Here is a 23,966-nt window from a genome sequence, read left to right on the forward strand (position 1 = left end):
AGGCAGATTTTCTGAAATTTAAAAGTAGTGGTATCTAAATACCAAGGACATCCTTAACAAACCTGCCCGATTTCTTCATGGTGGCTTTCACTGTATTAAGATTGATCACGTCTTCCACGGTAGGTTTCAACGCGTGGATAAAAGCATTCTTCAGAATGGACACAATGCCGGAAAAAATATTGATATGAGGATCATCCAGCTTCCCTTTGATCTGGATCTTCGTTGCTACCTGATCTTCTGATTTATTCTTAAGCAGTTGATAGGCACCGGCCACGAGCCCTTCCCATAGTCGCGTAAAGAACTTGTCGTCTTTGTCCTGAGCGCTGATAACATCCAGGTCGCGGATAATAGGTTTGATATAACCGTTGAACTCCCCTTCACGCGCTGCCACCTCCATGTACATTTCAAAAGTGCCTGCACTCACATCCAGTCCTGCATAAGATCTCAGAAAATCATTCATGAGTGGAAGACTTACCTTCTCAAGTTTGGTGTTCATATCGAACGTAAGCTGATCGTTGAGAGGATCAAGCTTCATTTCAAACGTGAGTTTGCCACCATATACGCTGCCGCCGATGCTGACCCTCGCGGGAAGTTCACTGCTGTTGTGATCTATGTTGGTGAGATTAAGGATCGTCACTTCGAGATCCGTTAGTTCAAGATTCACAGGTCCCTTCGCGCCTTGCGAAAGGTAGATGCCTTTGCCTTTTACACATTGGAGGTTGATGACGAAGGGCATCATCTGTGTTAATTCATTTTTAAGATTAAAAGGAGTGGTTATGCTGTCCGTATTCCTGGTTTCTTTTTTGTCGGACGTGATGATGATCTGACCTTCTTCGATGAGGATGTCGGCTTTGAATATCTTTTTTAATAATGATCTGAATTGAATGGAAGCGATGACGGAAGAAGCGGTGAAGAAAGGAATCTCCGCTCCTGCAGGAGTGAGTTTGTTAATACGAACTGAGTGAAGCTTTACTTTCTGATTCAGGAGGCTTAGTGAAAGTCGTTCGACGCGACCCTTGTACTCTGCGGATTTTGCGAGTCTGGTGTTGATTTTATTCAGCATCCACGAGGGCAATAATAGCCTCAGGAGGATGAGGATGGAGATAATGGTGAGGATAATCGCGAGAATGATCATTGGGATGGGTATTGCAAAAAGTGTTCCCGGGGATAACCACAGCGTTTGATTGGGAGATGAATACAGGAACACGGATACACGGATTCAGTGCGTTGCACTGTGAAGCATAACCAACAGCGTTTGCTTTGGAAATGAAAACAGATTGATACAGATGCAGTTAATTTGAGTTCGCGGATCAGCAAGCTGATAATTACTAGTACGGTTTATTTTAGAGGCATGCATAATCAATGGTATCATGTCCAGGGCCTGTGCTCCTGCGGCATGCAAATTGTATCCTCAGCGGTAACCAAAAACTATATATACCATGAAAAAACTACTCATTCTCTTCATAGCAGTGATTGCTTACGGTCAATCAGCATTTGCTCAGGATCCAGCCGTCATTGTCAGCACGAAACCGGGATGGCACAAGATCGGTGAAGTGAAAGCCGACTTCACAAAGGAAAGCGAGTCCATTGTTGTGATGGGCAATGATAAATTCAAAGCGATCAAGCTGAAGATTGCTGAAGCTCCGATCACTGTGAGCAAGGTGGTGGTTTACTTCGACAATGAAACGATGCAAAACATTCCGGTAACGGGCACTTTCAAAGTTGGAAAGGAAACACAGGAATTCTATTTACAGGATCCAACCCGCGGAATTACCAAGGTAGTATTTACGTATAAGTCGGAGCCCAACAAAGCAGACAAGAAGGCGCATGTGGAGTTGTGGGGATTGAAGTAAGCAAAAGATAAATTCTATTCGCAGCAGGTTATCTTGCTGCGAATATTTTTTGTCTAAGAAACTAGGATCAGGTCCTCTGGACCCCTAAACTTTGTAGTCAATGCAATCGAATTTGCACGGCGTGCCGTAGGTACGCTACATTTTTTATATGGTGGCCATGGTTGGTGCTAACACTAACCTAAATCAGTTTTCACTGACCTTACTATTCTCTACACCCATCAGCTTTGCTGATCATCCGTGGCCATCATTTGTATTGTCTGCAGGATGGATCCGTGTTATAGCCTTAGTGCTATATGGCGAGTTTTTCTAAAGGCCATTCAAAATCTACCATCCCTCCCTTTAAAAATACCTACAGACGATCACGAGCCTCTCATCATCAACATCTATTTTCACGTTTCGCCTGGAATATTTTGGACATTCTGATTGTCTAACCGTTATTTCGGCCCTTAAAAAACTTCCCCCATGAATGATAAAATGCGCATCTACCATCGCTACCTCGGATACTTTCTTTCCGGCATTATGTCCGTGTATGCGATCAGTGGAATCATATTGATTTTCCGTGATACCGATTTTCTTAAACAGGAAAAGCAAATTGAAAAACAGTTGGCTCCAAACCTCAATGTTGAGCAAGTAGGCAAAGAGCTCCGCATACGGGATATAAAGATTGACAGTGAGACAGAGACCACGCTGACCTTCCGCCAGGGAAACTATAACAAGCAGACCGGCCTGGCACAACAAACCGTGAAAGAGTTACCGTATGTTATTGGAAGACTTACCCATCTTCACAAGGCATCCACCAAAGAACCCTTGTTCTTTTTGAATATCTTCTTTGGAGTGTCGCTGTTATTTTTTGTAGTGTCTGCATTCTATATGTTTTTACCAAAGACATCGGTGTTCAGGAAGGGGTTGTACTTTGCAGCGGCGGGTGTGGTGCTGACGTTGGTATTGTTGTTTATATGAGGGAGACAGTAAACCCAGAACTGGGAACACCATATAGCACTAAGGCTATATGGCATAGCGGACACACACGGATAAATAATAAAACCACTTTTGCTTCGAAAAATTGTCCCGATAGATATCGGGAGACACGGAAGCAGGTAAATTGAAGAGCACTCATCAGCAAGCCGATATTGGTAAGCACGGTTCATTTGAAGTATGCTTCATTGATGGCTACAAGCTTAAGCCCTGAAGGGCCGAGATTTATTAGCCAGGGTTTCGGATGCAAAAGTGCATTAAGCCTGAAGGGGCGAGATTGTTAGTTGCGTATTACCACATATTGGAATCGACGCTTATGATGGTGAATGTTTCATGGTGAATTATAAACCATATCTCGCCGCTTGCGCTGAAGCAAAGGCCTTGACCATATTCCTTTATAAAACAAACGCTGTTAGTTAGCTTCGCAGTGTCCCACTGCATCCGTGTCAATCTGCATTCCTTTCTCAAGTAAAAGCTGTATTACCTTTTATCCGTGCATCCGTGCCATGTAGCACTAGGGCTACATGGTCACGTTCCTTTTTTTCTTTGTGTTTTTCCAAATGGCTTTTTCTGATTCTGGTTTTCATATGCCGTCTGTTTGTTCATGCCCCAAATATGCAACGGCCGCAAAACCAAAATGTCACGAACTGTTAGAAACTGTTACGAAACTACACGAACACTCACGATCTGTTACAAACTGTTAAGAACTGTTAAGAACTGTTAGAAACTGTTAAGAAACTGACCGCCTCGTCCGGAAGCGGGCGACAAACGCCCCAAAAACAGATGGTTTTTTAGTGCCCATCAGCGTAGCTGATAATCCGTGTCCCTGTAGCACTAAGGCTACAGGGCTTCGCCGTTCATCGCTCATCAGGCCACATCCTATAGCTTTTTAGTGCTATATGGTTCCGTTAAAAGGCTTTTTTAGTCTGTTTTAAGCCTTTTGAATAACTGGCTTATACCAGACGCTTGCAGAAAACCTCCAAATCACCCCAAAATCGCACTTTTTGATAGTCCACCTCAGATTTTGAACACCCTTTTATTCGTTTTTAGCCTGATTTGAGGGTTTTTGGGGGTGTTTCTCGAACGTTTCTCGGAGGTTCCTCGGACTTTTCAGCTACCATTGCATGCTTTCTCTGATGTTTCTCTGATCGCTCTCTGATGTTTCCCTTATAAAAACGCTGCTTTCTCTGATAAACCTCTGATTCACCTCGGATCGATCCCCTATAAAACACTGCTTTTCCCCATCTATTCCCTTATTCTTCTCTGATTCACCTCTGATTGCTCTCTGATGTTTCTCTGATCCATCCCCTATTCCTCTCTGATTCATCACGGTTGCCTCTCTGATCCTGGACCTACTCTTTCCCATCTCTACCCAGTCGCTACCCAGAGTCTACCCAGTCTCTATCCGATCTCTATTCGATCTCTGTTCAGATCATACCCAGTCGCATCTCTCATTCAGGAGAAAATCTATAACTTCAACCATACGTGACAACAGAAAATTTAAAGAATGGCGGACATCATCGACATATCGAAACTTGAATTCTTACAGGACAAGATGGGGGAATGGTATTGCACGCTTGATGGCACACCCTTCACCGGCACTGCCACTCAATATCTTCCTGGCGGATCGATGCTCGCCGAAAGCAACTTCTTAAACGGTTACCCCGAAGGCATTCAAAGAGAATGGTATCCCAACGGCAAACTAAAAACTGAATACTCTTTCAAAGACTATCTCTTTCACGGCCCATCACACTCATGGTATGAAAACGGTGAACTGAAATACGAAGGGGAACATGAGAAGGGGAAAGAGGTGTGGGGGAAGAGGTATGGGGAGTGAGGGGGATTGTTGTTAAATGTTAGTAAGAATTGGTGTAGAATCAAATTATTAAAATGCAAAGAAGTTATTATTCTAATACAATACCGGGATTCTTAGCTGAAAATGAAACCAAAATATTGGGTCAATTAGCACTTAATCATCACCATGCGCTTGAAGACTTGCAAAAAAATGCCTGGATAAAACAAGTTCAAATACTCAAAGAATCGCTTAAGATATTCAAGCAAGGAAAAATTTATTTTGAATTCTCAATTCCTAGAATGGGAAAGCGAGTAGATAATATAATTATTATTAATGACGTCATTTTTGTCATTGAATTTAAGGTTGGGGACGCTCTGTATCAAAAGTATGCTATCGACCAAGTAATTGATTATTGTCTCGATTTACAAAATTTTCATGAAGGTAGTCACTCAGAGAAAATTGCTCCAGTTTTAATCTCTACTAAAGCACCCTCCATTGAAAATACATTTGAAATGGTGAATAATTTATTTTTACCTATAAAATCAAATCAAAACAACATTTCGCAAATCATTAGTCAAGCTATTTCACTTACCAGTGGAAAAACCATTGATACGGAACAATGGGAGAATGCGAAATACAAACCAACACCAACAATTATTGAAGCATCTCAAGCTTTATATAGAGGACATTCCGTTTCTGAAATTTCAAGGAGTGACTCTGGAGCCATAAACCTGTCGAGAACTACAGAGTGTATTAATAACATCATAGAACATTCAAAAAAAAGTTCTTCAAAATCCATATGCTTTCTTACGGGAGTGCCAGGGGCAGGCAAGACTTTAGCGGGTCTTAATATTGCAAACGAACGTAGAAAAGCTCATGAAGATGAGAATGCAGTATTCCTATCGGGTAATGGTCCTTTAGTGTATGTATTAAGGGAAGCTTTAGTTCGAGATGAAGTGCAGCATGCTAAAGAGAATGGAGAAAAATTAACTAAGAAAAATTCAGCAATAAAGGCAAATGCATTTATTCAGAACATTCATCATTTCAGGGACGACAATTTGATTTCTAATCAGGCGCCTGATGAAAAGGTTGTAGTATTTGACGAAGCTCAAAGAGCATGGACTCGGCAAAAAGCTATTTCGTTTATGAAATCTAAAGGCAAAGATTTTGATATGTCCGAGCCTGATTTCCTGATTGAAGTGATGAATAGACATGAAAGTTACTGTACTGTTATTTGTTTAATTGGTGGTGGGCAGGAAATTAATACAGGAGAAGCTGGACTTTCAGAATGGATAGAGGCCCTGAAAAATAAATACCCAAATTGGAATATATATTACTCAAATTTGATAACTACGAATGAAAATTATTTAAAAAATGAACATCTATCCTCATGGTTAGAACAGCATGGTTCCGTTAAGGAAGATCTTCATCTATCTGTCTCGGTTCGTTCTTTTCGATCTGAAAAAACTTCAAATTTTGTTTACGAAATTCTCAATGGGAATTTTCTTGGAGCAAGGAATATTTTGAAGGAAATCAATAATGTGTTTCCAATTTATCTTACACGAGATCTTCAAAAAGCAAAAGATTGGCTTCATAGAAACGCTAAAGGAACAGAGAGAATCGGATTGGTAGGAAGTTCTGGAGGAATGAGGCTTCGACCTGTAGGTATCGATGTAAAAAATGATATCTCTGCAGAAGAATGGTTTTTAAATAATTCAGGTGATGTTCGATCTTCTCACTACCTGGAGATAGTTGCTACCGAATTCGATATTCAAGGGTTAGAAATTGATTATGTAGCACTTGCCTGGGACATTAATTTCTATTTTGAGAACAATAAATGGAACTATCAAAGTTTTGAAGGGACTAAATGGAAGCAAATCATTGGTGAGATTGAAAAATCTTATCTGAAGAATGCCTATCGCGTATTGATGACTAGAGCAAGACAAGGACTAATAATCTTCGTGCCACATGGGAATGAAATGGATCAGACTAGACCAGTTGCGAAATATGATGGAACATTTAATTTTTTGAGTTCCTGCGGAATACCATCAATTTAATCTCAATTTATTAATTAAAATGAAGTGGATTGTCTTTCCTCCTTCGCGAGACGCTACGGAGGACGAGGCGACGATCCTATAGGTGGGTGCATTCCACCTTCGCGAAACGCTATGGAGGACCTTGTTTGACTTCACCCGTGAAAATAAGGTTTACTACACTCAGCGAACTTAAGCTCCCCTACTCGTAACGCAATGTATCAACAGGATTGGCCTTGGAAGCCTTCACCGTTTGAGATAAAATTGTGACGACCCCCAACACAAACAACAGCAAAATGCTGGCAACAATTTCTAACGCTCCAATTGCAATTGGATAGGATTGTTCGCCAAATAACAATACATCAAAGAAGAAATACGTAAGGGGTGTGGCAATTACCGTTGCAATAAGCATCAGCTTCAAATAATCTTTTGAAAGAAGCATAGCGATAGTAGAAGACGATGCGCCCATTACCTTTCGCACGCCAATTTCCCTGGTTCGGGTTTCCGTGGCGTAAACAACCATACCTAAAAGACCAAGACAGGAGATTGTAATGGCCAGAAATCCAAGGAACCCACAAATTTTAATCAATGAATAGGATACAGAATAAGCTTCTTCAATTTCGTCATCAAAAAAACGCGCCTCGAATTTCTTCTCCCCTCCAATGGTTTTCCAAACAGCCTCCATCTTCGCGATCGTTGCGTGCATGTCGCTTGATGTAACTTTCAGATTCGCGTAGTTAAGCATTTTAGGATTGTAGCGAAAAAAGAAACTTTGGATCGGCATCCTCAAATCACTATAGTGAAAATCCTTTGCTACACCGATGATCGTAAGCTCCCCTACACCAGAAACAGTAACTGTTTTGTCAAGGGCGTCAACGGGGTGTGCAATTTTAAACTGCTTAAGAAATTCTTCATTCACAATAATGAAACGCTCCCGACCTTCTTGCTGGTCCGGAAAAGTTTTTCCGGCTACTAATTCCAGGTTAAGATTTGTCAGGTAAGTGTGATCAACGAAAATTTGCCTCACGTCTATAGAATCTTTCTCCTCAGTCTTCTGAATCCATGCTGGCTCTTGCGGGAGTGCCCCCATAATGCCAGAAGACATCGAAACAGCCTGGATGTCTGATAATTTCGAAAATTCGTTCCTGAAAATATTCGGGTCTACTCCCTGAAGCTCAACATCCAGAATGTTTTCCTGGTCAAAACCAAAGTTATAATTCAATGTGGCAATGTGTTGCTTAGTTGTGATGGCAACAGCCATTATAAATCCCAACGATAGAGCAAACTGCCCAACGATAAGGGACTGTCGCAGAAAAGATCCTTTTGAAGCTTTTGAATATGACGTACTCTTCAACGCTTGAATTGGATTGAGTTTTGCGAAATAGAGTGCGGGAACTGCCCCCGCTATCAGGCCAACAAAAACAGCAAAGCCAACAAAGCATAGTATCGTTGTAGTTGTTAGTGTAAGGTCCAAAAATTCAGAAGCTGCGATCATTGCTGTGAATTCATTCCGGCTTAAGACAAAAAACACAGAGGATACACATAATGCCAGGAGCGTAACAATAACGGTTTCAAGAACGAACTGGAAAAAAATCTGATTCCGTTGACCCCCGACTACTTTTCGCAAACCAATTTCCTTTGATCTCTTTAGTGCCCTTGAAATTGAAATGTTGGTGTAGTTAAAGCAAGCAGGTAATAATATTAGCAGCGTGAGCACGCCAAAGAATATAAAAGTGGGAAGGTCCCATACCGGACCTATTTCATATGCCAAATCCGGTCCGGGCACAATATCCTCTAAAGATTGCAGATAGAAAGAAGCTAAAAAATCCGAGTTTTCAGAATATACTCCTTTCGCTACCGTATTCATAAAGGTGACAATGCGTTCCGGATCATCCTCTGAAAAAGTTTCAGGCAGAAGTAAGTACGTGTAGATATCCAAACCTGACCATCTTTTTTCGGAAGCAACAAAACCCTGGGCTTGTCCAAAATTTTCTAACACCTGAAACGGTACCAATATTTCAAACTGAATGTGTGAGTTCTTAGGAAGCTGTTTTAAAACCCCTGTTATTTCAAATTCTCCAAATTTTTCAAGTTTGATCACCTTACCCATCGGATCCTCGTTACCAAACATGCGTAGGGCTCCTGCTTCGGTAATAACCATGCTATTCGGCTTCTCAAGTGATGTTGTTGCGTGACCTTTCAAAAGAGGAAATGAGAACACATTCAAGAAGTGGGAATCCACAAAAAAACCATCCATCGGAATTTGCTTGCCATCAAATTCTGCTTCGCCTGATAAATCGGGGCTGATCCGAATAACCTCTTCAATTCCAGGGTACTCACTCTTTAGCTTTTCTGCTAACGGAAGTGGTACTCTTGCAAATTCCTGATTATCCAAAAGGTTAGTTTTTGTAACAACCCTGTAGATTCGGTCCTTGTTTACATGAAAGTCATCATAGGTTGATACAAACGTGATCATTGCTATCAGCAACAAGCTAATGGACATGCCAATGGCTAAACCTAATACATTGATGATGGTGAAGAACTTATGCTTTGCTAAACTGCGGGTAGCAATAAGGAAATAGCTTTTTAATATGTCCATAGAATATTCTGCAGATGAGAATTCAGTGATTGATTTTTTTCGCTTTTTAACTGCATAGGAAGTCACGAGCGACAGTGTATGCATCCAATAGTTCAGTCTGGCTTTCCACACCGGCATCCTTTCGATATTGACATAGAACAATTCTTCGATGTCGCCACGCAGGTCTTCTACAGCGGCAGCATCGTTGCAAAACCATTCAAAAAGTTTTTGAGCGAGCTTCGGTGGTTTTATTTCTTTCATGCAGAAAACGCCAGATTTACTTTTGAAAGATCCCAAAGTTCATCGCGCAATGCCTTTACTTTGCGCAAGGCAGCCTTGCCCTGATTTGTTAATTGAAAGTAGCGCTTCCTTCTTCCACCTCTCGCTTGTGTCGGGTCACCAAGCCAGGATTTAATAAATCCTTTTTCATCCAAACGGGTAATCGTAGAATGCAGGGCACCAATACTGATGGAGCGATCGGTTCGTTGCTCGATATCTTCCTTGATAGCAACGCCATAAGCGGCTTCATCCAATGCTGCGATGGTAAGAAGCACTAACTCTTCAAATTCACCGATGTATCCGATCATACTTTAGGGTTATTTTCTTCAATACGGGAAAGGTGAGCATATGTTTCTACTTTTCAGATAATACATTGACTTTTTTTGGGGAGGGCTGGTTTTTCTTTTTATAGGCTTATGAAAGACCTTATTGGGTTTGAACGAATGCGGATTGCCTTTCCTCCTTCGCGAGACGAGGCGGCGTCACTATGCGTAGAGTGATTCGAATTATTTTGTTGACGCAAAGGTTGACGCAAAGTGAATGAAATCGGATTGCCTGCGGCGATCCTGGGGGTGGGCGCTTCAACGAATACAAGCTGCACGCACGCTAATGCGTGCTACGGCTTTTTCGTTTTCATAACTCGCTCAAGACGTTAAAGTAATTATCGAAGATTATCCAGATACATACGAGCGCGGTGATAGTGAAAGACCTCGTCTTGGCTCGTTATAAAAACGGATTGCCTTCCTCCTTTGAGAGACGCTACTCAGGACGAGGCGGCGGGACAATGCGTAGAGTGATTCGAATTGTTTTGTTGACGTAAAGTGAATGAAAATCGGATTGCCTGCGGCGATCCTGGGGGTGGGCGCTTCAACAAATCTGAAAGCCACGCCCCTTTCAGGGGCTAGTTTTTCTTTTTTATTCGCTTATTAAAGACCTTATGATTTCAGTAAAAGAATGCGGATTGCCTGCGGCGATCCTAAGGGTGGGCGCTTCAACGAATACAAGCTGCACGCACGCTAATGCGTGCTACGGCTTTTTCGTTTTCATAACTCGCTCAAGACGTTAAAGTAATTATCGAAGATTATCCAGATACATACGAGCGCGGTGATAGTGAAAGACCTCGTCTTGGCTCGTTATAAAAACGGATTGCCTTTCCTCCTTTGCGAGACGAGGCGGAGGACGAGGCGGCGTGACAATGCGTAGAGTGATTCGAATTGTTTTGTTGACGCAAAGTGAAAGAAAATCGGATTGCCTGCGGCGATCCTGGGGGTTGGGCGCTTCAACGAATACAAGCTGCACGCACGCTAATGCGTGCTACGGCTTTTTCGTTTTCATAACTCGCTCAAGACGTTAAAGTAATTATCGAAGATTATCCAGATACATACGAGCGCGGTGATAGTGAAAGACCTCGTCTTGGCTCGTTATAAAAACGAAAAAGCCGCACGGCTATCGCCGTGCAGCTTGTATTCGTTGAGGTCTCGAGCGGATTCACACCGTTACCTTCTATTTCCTGACAATGCATTATAATGCGCTAAATACAACGTTTCAGAACGGCACCGTCGAAATATTTAGTAAAAACTGCCCCGAGAATGCCCCGAATATGCCCCGAAAATCCTATCTTTGAGTATGGCAAAAGTGAGTTGCTCCATACGAAAAGACTGGACCGATAAGCAAGGTCTGAATGGAATCTTTCTGACATATATTCATCAAGGTGAGAGAAGAAGGTTCTATACTGAGGTTTCCCTCAACGCAGAAAAATACAGCTTGGATACCAAAACCGGCCTGATCACTCCTACCGACAAGATCAGCAAAGAAGAAAAGAGCCAGCTTGAAAAGAACCAACGCAATCTTTCCAAATGCCTTTCCAAACTTCAGGACATTACTGCGCTTCTCAGGCTTCAGAATATTGAGCCTGCAGCAAAACAAATTGAACGATTATATCTTGGGGAACCTTCCGCGAAAGAAGAAAAAGAGCGCGGTGTGTATGATTGGTATCAGGAATTCATCGATACCAAATCTAAAACAGTTAACGCCGGTTTGAAATCTTATAAGAGTACTTTGGAACACCTCAAAGAGTGCTTTGGTGAAAATATGAAGCTGGAATTTTCGGAACTGACCTTAGGCAAACTCGAACAGTTTCGGGATTACCTAACCAATAAAAAAACTAAAAGCATCAACAAGGAGGGCAAGGAAATCATCAAGAAACTCAAGGGTCCTACTATTCACAAACAGTTTAAAAATCTAAGGATCTTTCTCAACTGGATAAAGTGGAATGATGATGACGATAAGATCAAGATACCTTCTGCCTACCGCAAGATCAGTGTAAAAGCCAGGTATGGTGATCCGATAGGTTTGACCTACGAGCAATTCATTCAATTGTATCAAAAGGATCTAAGTGAAAGGAAAGAACTGGAGCGGACACGCGACATCTTTGTCTTCGGCGTCTCCATCGGTGGCCCCCGTCATGGTGACCTCCAAAAGATCGGCAAGGGACTTCGTGAAGATCAAAGAAAACTCTCTACAGGCAAGTTGACCTATTTCGAAAACAAAACCGGGAAAGCCCATCTTGACATAGCACCGAATAAAATTGGTGTGGAGATCTTAAAGAAATACAATTACTGTTTTCCTCATGTCCCGTCCAATTACCGTATGAATGTTAATCTTAAGACTATCGCTGCACTATTGAAATGGGATGAACCCAAGGAAATACCAAGCTATAATTCATCAGGAAGCCTGCTGGATGTTAAGAAGGTTCCGCTTAAAGAAATATTTAGCACCAAGTTCATGCGAAAAACTGCGATTTCTATTGATGCCAAGCTTGGAATTGCTCCCCAGGTAAGCATGAAAAGATCGGGCCATTCCACATGGAATTCTTACAAGCGCTACCTCGATGTCGATAAGAAAATTCTTGAGGATGCTAATACAAAGTGGGACGAAATTTATTCTGACTCACTTGTTAGAAGCTAAGATCGGGTTCTCACAATGAATTGGAATCGGATTCTGTCTGATATGATTCTCAAGCTCCACGATAGATACAAATGTTTTTCCTTCAGTTGATCGCAGCGTAATATAATGCCGTTTGTGATAGTTGTAGAAAGTCCTTTTGCTTAGATGATAGCGGGTTGCCGCCTCTTCTATCGCAATGAACTCCTGGCTTGCCAATGGATACCTAGTAATAATACTTTCAATGACATTTGGCATGATCGCCTGCAAGGTTCTTTGCAGCGATTCTTCCAGCAATTGAGCCAAAACCTTATCCGTTCCCATCCTTCAACTCTCTAAGTGTGAGGGCTAAATTCTGGAGATTGATCATCGAACCCGCACAAGTTCGCCCGAAGGTGGGGATGATATTTATGAAATAGTACAAACTGAAAGATGAAAATGATCCAAAAGACTTCAAAATCTCTTGAATCATTTCCATCCACCGGCTTAGTGTATGAGCCCCTCATCAGCAAATGAAAAGTATCCCTCCGTAGTCACGATCAGGTGATCAAGCAATGGAACCTCCAAAAATTTACCGCCTTCTCTTAATTTTCTGGTGAGGTCAATATCGGCTTGGCTGGCGGTAAGATTTCCCGAAGGGTGATTGTGTGCTACTATGATCCCGCAGGCATTAGCCTTGAGGGCAGCCACAAAGATCACTTTCGGATCGGCAACAGTTCCGGTGACTCCTCCAGTGGATACTTCCAGGATTCCAAGAACCTTGTTGGCTCTGTTCAAGAGAACCACTTTGAATTGTTCAATAAACTCAATTTTTAAATCATCCCAATTCCCTTTAAGGATTTCATAAACATCCCTTGACCCATTGATCTTCGGACGTAACGATGGCTTCACGTTGGACTTGTAGGTGAGCTGTATCTCAGCTACCTCAAACATTTTCTTTTCATTTGTGTTTTCCATAATCGTTTGAATTAATTATGGTGCACACACAGCCTTATGAAGGAATTTGCGCAAGGAGGAACGGAATAAATGGGGGTTCCTTAAAGGAGGCACGACTGAAAAGGGGGAAACCGTTTATGCCGGAAATTCCTTGCCAGCATATTCCGTGATAAGGCTAATTTTGTACCGATGATTGATGAGAAGGGGGACAAGAAGATATCTTAAGTCGGCTAGTTTGCTGCCTGTGCCCGTCAACCTTGAGTACCTGCAGGTGTTCGGATAATTGATTTCTACATGAAAGCGTTGGGAATTCTGATGGCAAACATAGCGAGCAGCTTTTATAACCAAGTGTGGCAGAACTTGATTTCACATTTCAAGAGAATGTGTGGCAATAGGCGGATGAGAAGGGGTAATTTAGCCCTGTTTTCCGCCTTCAAGAGAACAAGTATGGCTAGAGCAAATCACGACAGCTCCAATTATGAATTTTTAGACAATTCGGCGTGGAAGGCCGCGTCATACGTTAGAAACAAAATAATCGAGTGGGTTTGCGACTTCCCTCTTGACAAAGATTTCGTTGCTAGGTTCACATCTCACGAGGACAAGGAGCACGCGGGAGCCTTTTTTGAATTGGTCACTTTTCAATTCTTACGCCATCTTGGTTATAGGGTCTTTTTTCAGTTACCCTCAATTGCTGGTTCAAGTCGTCGTCCTGACTTTACTGTTTACAGAAAACGGAAAGAGATTTTGATCGCAGAATGTACGCTATCCGGTCTTCCAAATCATAGTCCTGGTATTGACCGGTTAGAAAATCAAATCAAAGACATGATCGAGTCAGTTGCTTCTCCTGATTATTACATCAACGTGGATTTTGAGCGATCAGGCACCATTTCTATCGCCAAGAACAAGATTATCTCCTTTGTAAAAAAGGTGATCGCGGAAGGGCAAACACCGGTAGACTCTTTGCACGACGTTAATCATTGGACGATGGAAGAAAGCGGTTGGAAGATAACCGTCTCATTGATTCCAAAACCGAAGGAGAGCACCCGTACACTCGGAATTAATTCGAGTGGTGGCGCAGAAATAATAGATTCAGTCAGTTCTCTTCGAAACTCATTAAATCGAAAACGCGCAAGTAAGTATGGTAGTCTTTCCTTGCCTTATCTAATTTGTCTGAATAGTTTTGATTTCTATATGGATGAGATGGATATTATGCAAGCCTTGTTTTATGAGGATGGTTTCTGGAAATGCAATGAAAAGCCACAGAATAGAACCGTATCTGCTCTCCTACTTTTCAAAGATTTAGGCAGATGGAACCTTAACAGCGCTCGTCCGATTCTATGGCACAATCCCTGGGCCGAATATCCGCTGACAACGTCCATACTGAATGTTGATCAATATATCTTTACCGATACGGATCGGCAATTTCCCACCAGAAAACTCATTAACGGAAGAAGTTTTCGTGAAATTCTTAATATCGATAACGACTACTTAAGCCAGGAGGTAAGTAACTAGCCTATACGGTTGTTTTTATTTCCTTCTCAAACACCAGTGCTTGAGCCCAAAAGCCCCAATAATTATAAACTAACAGCGATCAACTAATGAAATTTTCAGTGTTTTATTCCTGGCAGTCGGATCTCCCAAACAATTCCAATAGAACAGCCATACAAACAGCAATTGAGAAGGCGATCAAAAACGTTCAAAAAGACGAAGTTGACTTAGAAATCGCAATCGATAGAGACACCAGCGGTGTTAGTGGATCGCCTGACATAGCGAACACAATTTTTGATAAGATAAAGAGCAGTCAAATTTTTGTTGGTGACATCTCAATCATTAATAGTCACATTGATCAAGTGAGAAAAACCCCTAATCCAAACGTATTGATTGAGTTAGGTTACGCCGCTTCGCAAATGTCTTGGAGCAATGTCATTTCTGTTTTCAATGAAGCCTATGGTAAGGTCGATGATTTGCCATTTGATCTGAAAGCTAGGAGGCTGTTGATTTACTCCTTAAAGGACTCAATTGGTTCTAAGGATGTACTGCAAGCACGGATTACGGAGGCGATAACGGCTATTATTGGTGATTACAAAAATCAAAATCGAATTTATTACGGAAGGTGGTCTGCGACCCTCGGGCAGATGTCGACCGAACAATGCATTGACGTGATCAAAAAATTACACTTAACAACCATTTTGAAGAAAGGCAAAAATGAAGTACGCATGAAGATTGGGTCTTCGGAGTTTCTGTCGTTGAAAAACTATATTTTCTTTGCGACACCTACACGCTTAGGACGTGCTGTCGCAGGAGTGAGCAACATCGATGGAGGATTTGATCTAGTTGGCGAGAAAATTAGAGTTGACTCAGATCAACATTCCGAAATGCTATTCGATCTGTACCAATCCACCAATGCCTTGCACGGCGACATGGAATTTCAAGTCAGGTTTTACGATCTCCAACATTAAATAACTCTTGATGTGGGTGAATCCACCCCACCATTGCTTCCGACAAGCCGCCAATTGAGCTCGGCGCGGTACCGTTGTCAAGGGTGTCGATGCCAGAGTGGATAAAAAATAAGATCAACACTTGCCTTGCCCTTTACAACGGTACCGCGACGGGCCTACCTTTGGCTTGCGGTGAAATGGGCTTCCCGCCTTAGGTGCATCAGGCAGCAACCTGCGTATTGATCGGTCCTTTATTGTAAAAAAGGAATTCCGTGTCTGGAAAGTGACCGGTGATAATGTTCAGAATCCTATGATAATCATTCAGCCCATCACAGTAAATGTCAACCAGGAAACCCTCAGCGGGATTCTCGATGAAGTCTATCGCCCAATTGAACAGTCCTACCTCATTGTTTATAGGAATCATTAATTCGTTTCGGAAGCTTTCGTCTGTATCGACGAGGAAATCAATAAACTTTTGACTGAACTTGCCCCGCGCTCTGTCTGTAAACTCAAGGTTAGTGTTCATCATCGCGCGAATCTTGATTGTTCTCTTTTCAGCTGTCATAATGCCTGATTTTTTGTGCTGTTTTGAATTGCTCCGTGTCTGATTCAATGCCTGTCTATTTCACTGTTGTTAGTTCTGCTATTTCTTCTTTTGAAAATTGGGCAACGACATTGTCTTCTATAAGGGCTGTTGTCATGTCACCGTCACGATTGTACGTTACAACATGTCCGGCGCCCAAATTATACGCGTGTCGCAAGCCGTGAAGCAGCGAGTCGAACTCTGGCTGCTTAAAGGATCTAAAGTTGAATTCCAATTCCCGCTATTTTTGATAAAATTACCACTTCTCACTCAGAATTACTAAAATAATTAGTAAAATAAAATCGAACTGGATTCCTTTGCTCTATGGTGAGCGAAGAAGTACGACTGGTCTTTGAAATGCCAAAAGCTGAGAAAATTTGGACCATTTTGAAAGAAATCGGGCTCAACCCTGACGTCCTGACTGCCAACTTCAACGGTTATTACCAAGGGCGTCGTAAAACCGATCCTTACTTGCAACCCCGTCATATTTTCTTGGAATGGGGTGAGGAACAGCTTCAGCCAATTGTCAACAGAAAACTAAACAGAAGTTTCGCACATCCAACATTTAATGCAATGATGAAACACTGTTTGCGGGACGAGATAGCTTATTACAACTCGCAGCACTCGAAAGATAAGACTGCCGAGATTCCACAAATTGGAATGTTCAAAGGTTCAGCCAATACGTGAACTTCAACACTATCGCCCGTAGCTTCGGCTGGCCGAGGTAAAGCACGTTGCCTTCTTTAAAAGTATCGGCAAAATAGTTGTCGGTATAGACCAGAAAGAAATCAGAAACCGGTTTGAATCTCCATTGAAGCCTTGAATTGACATTAAAATTATGAATCTGATTATTGTATTGCAGATAGGTCGACCAAAACAGTTTCCGTGAAAACGTAAAGTCAAACTTCGGACTGATCAGTACCAAATCGGCCGTTGCATATGGCTTTGGTAGTTCAATATGATTGTAACTCACATTCATCGATATTATAGCATGAGGCTGTAATCGATAGCTGAACGTGGCGTCCGATGCGTACCGGCGGCCATTGAAATACTGACCGAACCTCGGAGTAATATTGAAGTAGAATTTTTTGCGGGCGTTTGACTCGAAATAGAATATCGCTGAATAATAATAGTATCCTGTGCCCTGTGGTAGCTTGACCCCGTCCGTATTGGTCGGGTCAAAATCAAAGTAAAGATAGGTGTAGTCCTTCCTCAGTCTTACAAAGCCATTTGCTGTACTTTGAAAAGTCACATTGTACCAAAGATTAGCATCCCAGTCTGTGAAACCAAACTTCTTATTGCCAAGCAGGTCGACGTCAAACCCAGGTCCATGATTATTAATGATCTTGGAATGTGGATAGAATGAGTAGTAGGCTTCCGGGGCTATTCGACTGTACCCGGTACGCGGTGCGTAGCCAACTTCAGGATTATAGTTTGTGCCGAAGTCCTGCGCCAGAACGCTCGCCTCGAAATTGGGGACCTTATAGTTCAGTTTAAACGTGGTCGCGTAAGCGTTGTCAAGCTTACGTTCGTCAAAAGAGCGGTGATAAAAGAATTTACCATTCCACTTGTTGTCAGGAGAGGCAAGAGTATAATCCACTCCGACAAGGCGGCTGTATTTATCGGGTGTCAGAGTGAATTTTGTATCGGTAGAGTCGTGAAAGGATTGTTTGTTGATCATGATTAGTCCGATACTCGACCGGCTGAATATCCTTCTTTGAATTGCGGCAACAGTATAATTAATGGATGGCAAATTAATACTGTCCACACCGGCTGCTTGGAGGTTCATAAAACCTATCCGCGTTTTGTTATTTATTTTTCCGCTTAGTCTGAGACCGCCGATGATGGGATTCTGAATGTTTTGGCCCGTTGCATTACTGCGGGTGACGCCGATACGTCGCGAAAAAAAAGGTCGCGCATTACTATAACCAAAATTGCCAAAGAGATCAGCATTCTCAAGAAAGAACTGGCGCTTCTCTGGATAAAATATTTCAAAACGGCTGAGGTTGGTAACCTGTTGATCAACTTCTACCTGCGAATAGTCTGGATTCACCGTGATGTCCAGGTTAAGCGCGGGACCAAGAGCGACCTTTGCGTCTCCACCTATGGCAATTTGTTTTTCGCCGGGAGAACCCTCTTCAAAATTACGATTGATCTTTGCTGCTGTGTAAGGAATAATAGAGACATTACCTCCGGGATGCTCAAGTGGCTTGTCCCAGATCAACTCCTGGACAAATGCCAAACTAAAAAGCTGATAGACTCTAGGTATGGGTGTCCAAGCTGACCGCTCCGTGTACTCACTGTCTGTTCGAAACAAATTCATGTTCCACGAATCCAACCCATGCTTAAAACGAATTGTCTTGAATGGTATGGCGATCTCACATACCCAGGAGTCGTTGAGTATTCTCGATTCCGAATACCACTTGTTGTCCCATGTAAAGGATATGTCATCGCTCGTAGCGCCGCCATTTACAATTAATCCTTCACGCTGGACACCGAATGGATTAATGCCGAAGTAATATCCGTTCGTTTTGTCTTTGTAAGTGTCAAAGACAATTGAAAATCCATCACTGGTTTGACCGTCGTAGTCTCTCCTTAGAGAAGGGGTCACATACTTCCGGTCGCCGATATTGTGCAGTACCGCGAAAATGTAAATGAATTGTTCGTCATACGTCATCCTGACTTCTGTAGGTGCCTTGGCGTATGACGAGTCAAATGGAAATACTTGTTTGAATTTTCCAGCAATATCAGCCGTCGCCCAATCTTCCTCATTCATTAGCGCGTCTACAGTAATACGACCAGTTGCTTTTTTTATTTTCAGTCCGGTTCTTGACGAGAATTCGCTGATCTCTCTTTGCTCCGGTTGTTGAGCAAAAGAAACAAATGAAATAAGGCAGGCTAAAAGTACCGGTAGAGATTTCTTCAAATCGTAAGGTTAAGACATTTGCGTTGCTAATCTATTCCACTTTCGAAAATGTTCCATCAGGACGGAAGTACGCCTCCATCTTTTTACCATCAGTCTTAAATTCAGCTTCGTAGTATAGTTTCCCGTCCTGCTTTTCAATCTCCCATTCAACGTCCTTCGCTTGCGGATATTTGCTGTTGAATGCAGTCATCACAGCAGTAGGCACATCAGAGGACGCGATTTCGATCTCACTGGCGCAACTCGTTGCCACAACCAGCGCCACTACAATGATTTTTGTCAATTTCATGTTAGTGTTGATTTTCTGTTGACATTAGTTGAACCGAGTTGCCAGTTGAAACCTTTCAGCCGCATTGTCCCAATTGATGATTGGAAAAAGATTGTCCACAAATTCCGCCCTGCGATTCCTGTACTTGAGGTAATACGAATGCTCCCACACATCGACAACAAGAATCGGGATGACGCCCCATTGGGTAAGCTTCTCATGGTTTTCACATTGCAATACAGTCAGCTTTTGCGTGTAGGGCTGATATCCAAGAATGCCCCAGCCATTGCCGTCAACACCTTTGGCTGTCTTACCAAGCAAGGCCTTTAACATGTCGTACGATCCGAAATCTTTTTCAATTTGTTTGAGCAGGGCTCCAGCTGGATCACTCTTCTTGTTCGTCAGATTTGTCCAAAAGATGGTGTGGAGTATGTGTGATGATAAATGAAACGATAGCTTCTTTGTCCAGTAGTCAACGGTGTCAAGCACATTAGCGTCGATAGCCTTTTTGATATTGGTAAGGTCGGTATTGGCCGCCTTCACCGCGTCGCCATGATGAAACGTATAATGGAGGTGTAAGGTCTCCTGATCCATCGACGGCTCAAGGAAGGTTTCATTGTAGGGTAATGGTTGCAAAGCGAAGTTGCCGTCTTTGTCGGTCAAGCGATCTAATCCTGATTGCTGAAGGCTTTGTGAGAATACGCTGTTGGTTGGCAATAAGGCGGCGGCCCCTGCAACGATCGCTGATGTCTTTAAGAATTCGTTTCTGTCCATTGTCTTGTTATTTATGGTTTGCGAGTGAGTCTATTAAAGGAACCAATTTTAAGAGGATATCGTCTCTCAACTTCTTGTAGTCGTCGTTCATTGCCTGGACCTCCAACCAATTTCGTGTGTTATTCTTGGTTCCAATATCAGCAGGCAATGGAAAAAAGAGAACAACTTGCTGCGAAGCATCGACGTCGGTCTGATTAATTTTTTGTGGGACAAGAGAATTGTTAAGCAGATTTTCACGCATTAGAAGAGCTCTTGTCTTGGGTGAAATTTCCGCATCAGGATCGGTGCCACGCGATATGGCAAGCCAGGGAATATTTTGCTCTTTTGCGAGTTTGTTAAAGTATGTCGCCGCAATGATGCTCTTGGCTGACCCATGCTCGCAAACAAATACGATCTGGTTTGTTTGGCAATTGGCTTGCCCGACAAAGAGAACCGCAATGTTTAAAAGCCAGGTTGTTTTCATGCAGTTTGGTTGCCACTAAACTAGGGCATCATATTGGAGAAATAGTGGAGTTTCAAACAACCGCAACCGGGCTTTTGCCGAAATGGACTTTAAAAACCTGTTTATTTCCTTGAAACTCATATTTCAACGACCAACCGTTGATGTCGCAAATCTTCTTTGCTATGGCCAGACCCAGCCCCCAGCTGTCCTTTGCTGCTGATTGCTTAAAGAAGCGTTGAAATAGCTTGTTGCGTGGAAGCTCAACTGAATTAGATGTATTTATTATTTCAAATACGTTCTCTGTCACGCGAATGTCGATTGATCCCTTTGCGATGTTATGAAGGAACGAGTTTTTAACAAGGTTCGTCAGTAGCACATCAAGAAGCATGGGGTTTGCCTCTACATACACGCTGTTGAGTTGTAAGGACACCTGGATCTCCAGATTTTCCTGCTGCCCTTCAAAGTAAGTAAGTATTTTTTCTACCAGTATTTTGACGTCATTTTTCTCCGTTTCAAAAAATTGTTGGTTTTCAATCTTCGAGAGGAGCAAAAGCGTTTTGTTTAGCTTTGAAAGACGTCGGGTTGAATCCAGCAACATCCGAATCTTTTCCGAATGGTACTCCGTCAGATTAGCATCACCGATCCACATTTCAAGTTGATTTTGAATCACGGCCAGCGGAGTCTGCATTTCATGCGAAGCGTTCTCAATAAATTGCTTTTGGCTGACAAATGAATTCTGCGCTCTTTCTGTAAGATCAGCTATCGACTTATTCAACTCGTTGAACTCCTCGATCCTTGAATCCAATAACTCAATTCCAGCAGATTTCTCCACCTCAAATTTCTTTAGCTGTTCGAGGCTATGATAAAATGGATACCATAATTTTCCAGAATAAAAGCGTGTCGTAAAATAAAAAACCGCAAGCATCAAAATGAAGATCAAACCTAGTGAAATGACGACCGTATTGATTATCTCAACCGCCTCCAGGTGCGCCTTAACAATTTCAAGCTTGTAGTTTTGATGATCGAATGTAAATGATGTTGTAAGCTTCCGGTACTCATCAAGCTCCTGGTCTGTTTTTTCGAAAATCAGCGTATCCGAATAAACATCGTCGAATGTATATCCGGCTGCTTCGGGGGTAATTGTAAAATCCGTGAAACTGAATTCCTCGTATGGCACCTTACCGTTTCGTGCCGTGAACGTTTCGATGACATAGTTCTTTCGGTTGAAAAGAATTTCATCGATATTTTGTGTCACCTCAAATCGCAGAATGAAATAAAACACACCAAAAAATAGAACCAGCAGACCAAAGAATATGGCCAGATAATTTCGCGATGTCAGATAAAGGAGTTTCAAAGGCTTCATAACTCCATTATTTGATAGCCCACCCCGTAGACATTGCGTATCTCAGCCTTTGCCTCGGCTACTTTCAGTTTCCTTTTCAGGTTCTTCAAGTGAGTAGAAAGGAGATCCAGTGAGAGAGAAGCATCCACATAGTCTCCCCAGATATACTCAAGAAGGGCGTTTTTCGAAATCACGATGTTCTTGTTTGCAATAAGATGCTGAAGAATATCGAATTCTTTTCGTGTCAGGCTGACCTGATCCTGACCGACCTTAACTAACAGTTGCTTCAGGTCAAGTTCTATGTTTGCAAAAGTGATCTTGCGGCTGACGTCGAATTTTTTTCTCCTGATCACCGCCTGTATCCTGGCATTAAGTTCTGAAAGGTGAAACGGCTTGGTGAGGTAGTCGTCAGCTCCGAGATTAAGTCCCTTTATCTTGTCATCAATTGAATTGCGGGCTGATATAATGATTACACCCTCGGATTTGTTTACGTCATTGAGTTCGTCCAGGAGCTTGAATCCACTTCCATCGGGTAGGTTGATGTCTAGCAAAATACAGTCATAGTCGTATAAAGCGATCCTTTCGGACGCTTCCGAATAAGTGCTTACTGCATCGTATGCGTATTTTTCGCGTGTGAGAAAATCAATCAATATTGACTGAAGGTCTTTTTCGTCTTCAACAATCAGGACTTTCATATTATTAGTCTGGACCTACTTACCGGCAAATTTGACAGCAACTTTTTGCTTTGCCCTAATTTCCTCATTTCCTTTGATTACAAGGGTATCACCTTCTTTCAAATTGCCGAAAATCTCTGTTTTATCCGACAGGTTCAATCCCTGCGATACGTCGATCCAGTGCGTTGAATCATTGGAGACCTTGATTACAAACTTTCTTTCAAGAGTTGTGACAACAGATGAGAATGGGACCAGGTACGAATTCTCACTCCTGAAGATATTCATGACAACGTTAGTGAACGATCCCGGCTTTAATGCGCCTTTCTCATTTTGTATTTCAAACTCCCAAATCTCTGTTCTTGTGTCTGCATCTATGGTGCCAGCCTTCCTCATCAAAACGGCATCGAATAATTGATTCGGATTGCTTTTGGTCGAGAACTTTACCTTGTTGTCTTTTAGAGAAACGCCAGTCAGCGCTTCAGGGACGGCAATGCGCAATCTGAGCTTAGAATTATCTTCGATTACCAGTATAGGTTTTCCGCCATTTGGTGCGACATAGGAACCTTCGTTGACGTTCCGCTGCGTGATAGTTCCGTTGAATGGTGCCGCGACCGCTAGATAATTGCCTACTTGCTGAAACGACGCGGCCGAATATCTGGCTGCATTATAATCGGCGCTATCCGTTAGCATTTGATTCTTTGCACGTTCCAATTCACTGGGAGCAATTACACCTTCTGTCTTGGCCGCATCCTTAATCCGATTGTAATTATCAAGGCTTGCCTGGAATTTCGCCTTTGATGCCTGGAATTTTCCATTTGCTTCACCGAGCCTTGACTGTATTTCAGGAGCGTCTATCACTGCAAGTATCTGCCCCCGCTTTACCACGGTGCCAATGTCAACCTTCAACTGCTTTATATATCCCGTCACTTTGGGGTGAATCTCCACATGTTCAAATGCAAAAAGTTCACCGGGAAGGGAAGTCTGCTTTTCTACTTTTCCTTTCTTCAGCGATAACACTTTCAGCGTATCTGGCTTTGGTTCGTTTTTGGTCGTGTTGTTATCGTGTCTCTGACTGCAAGCGGCTAACAGGGAGCCAAAAAATAAGATAACTGCAAAAGATCTCATGGGTTGAA

General features: G+C 42.4%; 21 protein-coding genes. 8 read left to right on the plus strand and 13 right to left on the minus strand.

Annotation, left to right across the window (positions count from 1 at the left end; all coding sequences use genetic code 11):
• Positions 1 to 34: 34 nt before the first annotated feature.
• On the minus strand, positions 35 to 1,207 hold the full coding sequence (locus tag HOP08_18680; protein ID NOT76954.1) for a DUF748 domain-containing protein: 1,173 nt from the start codon (positions 1,205 to 1,207) through the stop codon (positions 35 to 37).
• Between the two features lie 232 nt (positions 1,208 to 1,439).
• Here HOP08_18680 and HOP08_18685 point away from each other — a divergent pair, with 232 nt between their 5' ends.
• The 4 genes from HOP08_18685 to HOP08_18700 all read left to right on the plus strand — a co-directional run bounded on the left by HOP08_18685 (position 1,440) and on the right by HOP08_18700 (position 6,680).
• On the plus strand, positions 1,440 to 1,853 hold the full coding sequence (locus HOP08_18685; GenBank protein NOT76955.1) for a hypothetical protein: 414 nt from the start codon (positions 1,440 to 1,442) through the stop codon (positions 1,851 to 1,853).
• A gap of 462 nt (positions 1,854 to 2,315) precedes the next feature.
• A complete protein-coding gene (locus tag HOP08_18690; GenBank protein ID NOT76956.1) occupies positions 2,316 to 2,813 on the plus strand; it encodes a hypothetical protein in 498 nt (165 codons plus the stop codon).
• 1,522 nt (positions 2,814 to 4,335) lie between these two features.
• Positions 4,336 to 4,665, plus strand: coding sequence for a hypothetical protein (locus HOP08_18695; GenBank protein ID NOT76957.1), 330 nt, complete (start codon positions 4,336 to 4,338; stop codon positions 4,663 to 4,665).
• 53 nt (positions 4,666 to 4,718) lie between these two features.
• Entirely contained in the window at positions 4,719 to 6,680 is a 1,962-nt protein-coding gene (locus tag HOP08_18700; protein NOT76958.1) for a DUF2075 domain-containing protein, read from the plus strand.
• A gap of 178 nt (positions 6,681 to 6,858) precedes the next feature.
• Here the strand turns inward: HOP08_18700 and HOP08_18705 are convergent, their stop codons facing one another.
• Positions 6,859 to 9,495, minus strand: coding sequence for an FtsX-like permease family protein (locus tag HOP08_18705; GenBank protein ID NOT76959.1), 2,637 nt, complete (start codon positions 9,493 to 9,495; stop codon positions 6,859 to 6,861).
• The gene (locus HOP08_18710; GenBank protein ID NOT76960.1) at positions 9,492 to 9,821 is read right to left on the minus strand and encodes a PadR family transcriptional regulator; all 330 of its coding nucleotides are present in this window, start codon (positions 9,819 to 9,821) and stop codon (positions 9,492 to 9,494) included. The genes HOP08_18705 and HOP08_18710 overlap by 4 nt, the downstream gene beginning before the upstream one ends.
• Positions 9,822 to 11,139: 1,318 nt before the next feature.
• Between HOP08_18710 and HOP08_18715 the strand changes: the two genes are divergently transcribed.
• The gene (locus HOP08_18715) at positions 11,140 to 12,480 is read left to right on the plus strand and encodes a site-specific integrase (protein ID NOT76961.1); all 1,341 of its coding nucleotides are present in this window, start codon (positions 11,140 to 11,142) and stop codon (positions 12,478 to 12,480) included.
• Here the strand turns inward: HOP08_18715 and HOP08_18720 are convergent.
• Together HOP08_18720 and HOP08_18725 are read right to left on the minus strand one after the other, a co-directional pair.
• Entirely contained in the window at positions 12,463 to 12,780 is a 318-nt protein-coding gene (locus HOP08_18720) for a hypothetical protein (protein ID NOT76962.1), read from the minus strand. The two genes, HOP08_18715 and HOP08_18720, sit on opposite strands and share 18 nt — an antisense overlap.
• Positions 12,781 to 12,942: 162 nt before the next feature.
• Positions 12,943 to 13,413 carry a JAB domain-containing protein gene (locus HOP08_18725; GenBank protein NOT76963.1) on the minus strand — a complete coding sequence of 157 codons (471 nt, stop codon included), beginning with the start codon at positions 13,411 to 13,413 and terminating at the stop codon, positions 12,943 to 12,945.
• A 273-nt stretch (positions 13,414 to 13,686) separates the two neighbouring features.
• Here HOP08_18725 and HOP08_18730 point away from each other — a divergent pair, with 273 nt between their 5' ends.
• Both HOP08_18730 and HOP08_18735 read left to right on the plus strand, forming a co-directional pair.
• Complete coding sequence (locus tag HOP08_18730; protein ID NOT76964.1) at positions 13,687 to 14,904, plus strand: hypothetical protein; 1,218 nt, start codon at positions 13,687 to 13,689, stop codon at positions 14,902 to 14,904.
• A gap of 86 nt (positions 14,905 to 14,990) precedes the next feature.
• Positions 14,991 to 15,851, plus strand: coding sequence for a hypothetical protein (locus tag HOP08_18735; GenBank protein ID NOT76965.1), 861 nt, complete (start codon positions 14,991 to 14,993; stop codon positions 15,849 to 15,851).
• 199 nt (positions 15,852 to 16,050) lie between these two features.
• Here HOP08_18735 and HOP08_18740 read toward each other — a convergent pair whose 3' ends face one another.
• The gene (locus tag HOP08_18740; GenBank protein ID NOT76966.1) at positions 16,051 to 16,395 is read right to left on the minus strand and encodes a hypothetical protein; all 345 of its coding nucleotides are present in this window, start codon (positions 16,393 to 16,395) and stop codon (positions 16,051 to 16,053) included.
• A gap of 342 nt (positions 16,396 to 16,737) precedes the next feature.
• On the opposite strand from HOP08_18740, the gene HOP08_18745 reads away from it, so the two are divergent.
• A complete protein-coding gene (locus tag HOP08_18745) occupies positions 16,738 to 17,100 on the plus strand; it encodes a hypothetical protein (protein NOT76967.1) in 363 nt (120 codons plus the stop codon).
• Here the strand turns inward: HOP08_18745 and HOP08_18750 are convergent.
• The 7 genes from HOP08_18750 to HOP08_18780 are packed head-to-tail and all read right to left on the minus strand — an operon-like array spanning position 17,078 to position 23,958.
• Positions 17,078 to 19,339, minus strand: a complete 2,262-nt coding sequence (locus HOP08_18750) for a carbohydrate binding family 9 domain-containing protein (GenBank protein NOT76968.1) — start codon at positions 19,337 to 19,339, stop codon at positions 17,078 to 17,080. The two genes, HOP08_18745 and HOP08_18750, sit on opposite strands and share 23 nt — an antisense overlap.
• A 31-nt stretch (positions 19,340 to 19,370) precedes the next feature.
• Positions 19,371 to 19,625 carry a hypothetical protein gene (locus tag HOP08_18755; GenBank protein ID NOT76969.1) on the minus strand — a complete coding sequence of 85 codons (255 nt, stop codon included), beginning with the start codon at positions 19,623 to 19,625 and terminating at the stop codon, positions 19,371 to 19,373.
• Positions 19,626 to 19,649: 24 nt separating this feature from the next.
• Positions 19,650 to 20,375, minus strand: coding sequence for a superoxide dismutase (locus HOP08_18760; GenBank protein ID NOT76970.1), 726 nt, complete (start codon positions 20,373 to 20,375; stop codon positions 19,650 to 19,652).
• A gap of 7 nt (positions 20,376 to 20,382) precedes the next feature.
• A complete protein-coding gene (locus tag HOP08_18765; protein ID NOT76971.1) occupies positions 20,383 to 20,838 on the minus strand; it encodes a hypothetical protein in 456 nt (151 codons plus the stop codon).
• Between the two features lie 52 nt (positions 20,839 to 20,890).
• The gene (locus HOP08_18770; protein NOT76972.1) at positions 20,891 to 22,180 is read right to left on the minus strand and encodes a HAMP domain-containing histidine kinase; all 1,290 of its coding nucleotides are present in this window, start codon (positions 22,178 to 22,180) and stop codon (positions 20,891 to 20,893) included.
• Positions 22,177 to 22,854 carry a response regulator transcription factor gene (locus tag HOP08_18775; GenBank protein ID NOT76973.1) on the minus strand — a complete coding sequence of 226 codons (678 nt, stop codon included), beginning with the start codon at positions 22,852 to 22,854 and terminating at the stop codon, positions 22,177 to 22,179. Before HOP08_18775 ends, HOP08_18770 begins: the two co-directional genes overlap by 4 nt.
• A 15-nt stretch (positions 22,855 to 22,869) precedes the next feature.
• Entirely contained in the window at positions 22,870 to 23,958 is a 1,089-nt protein-coding gene (locus tag HOP08_18780) for an efflux RND transporter periplasmic adaptor subunit (protein ID NOT76974.1), read from the minus strand.
• Between the last annotated feature and the right edge of the window lie 8 nt (positions 23,959 to 23,966).

It is taken from the genome of Cyclobacteriaceae bacterium (genome assembly GCA_013141055.1).
GTDB lineage: Bacteria > Bacteroidota > Bacteroidia > Cytophagales > Cyclobacteriaceae > ELB16-189.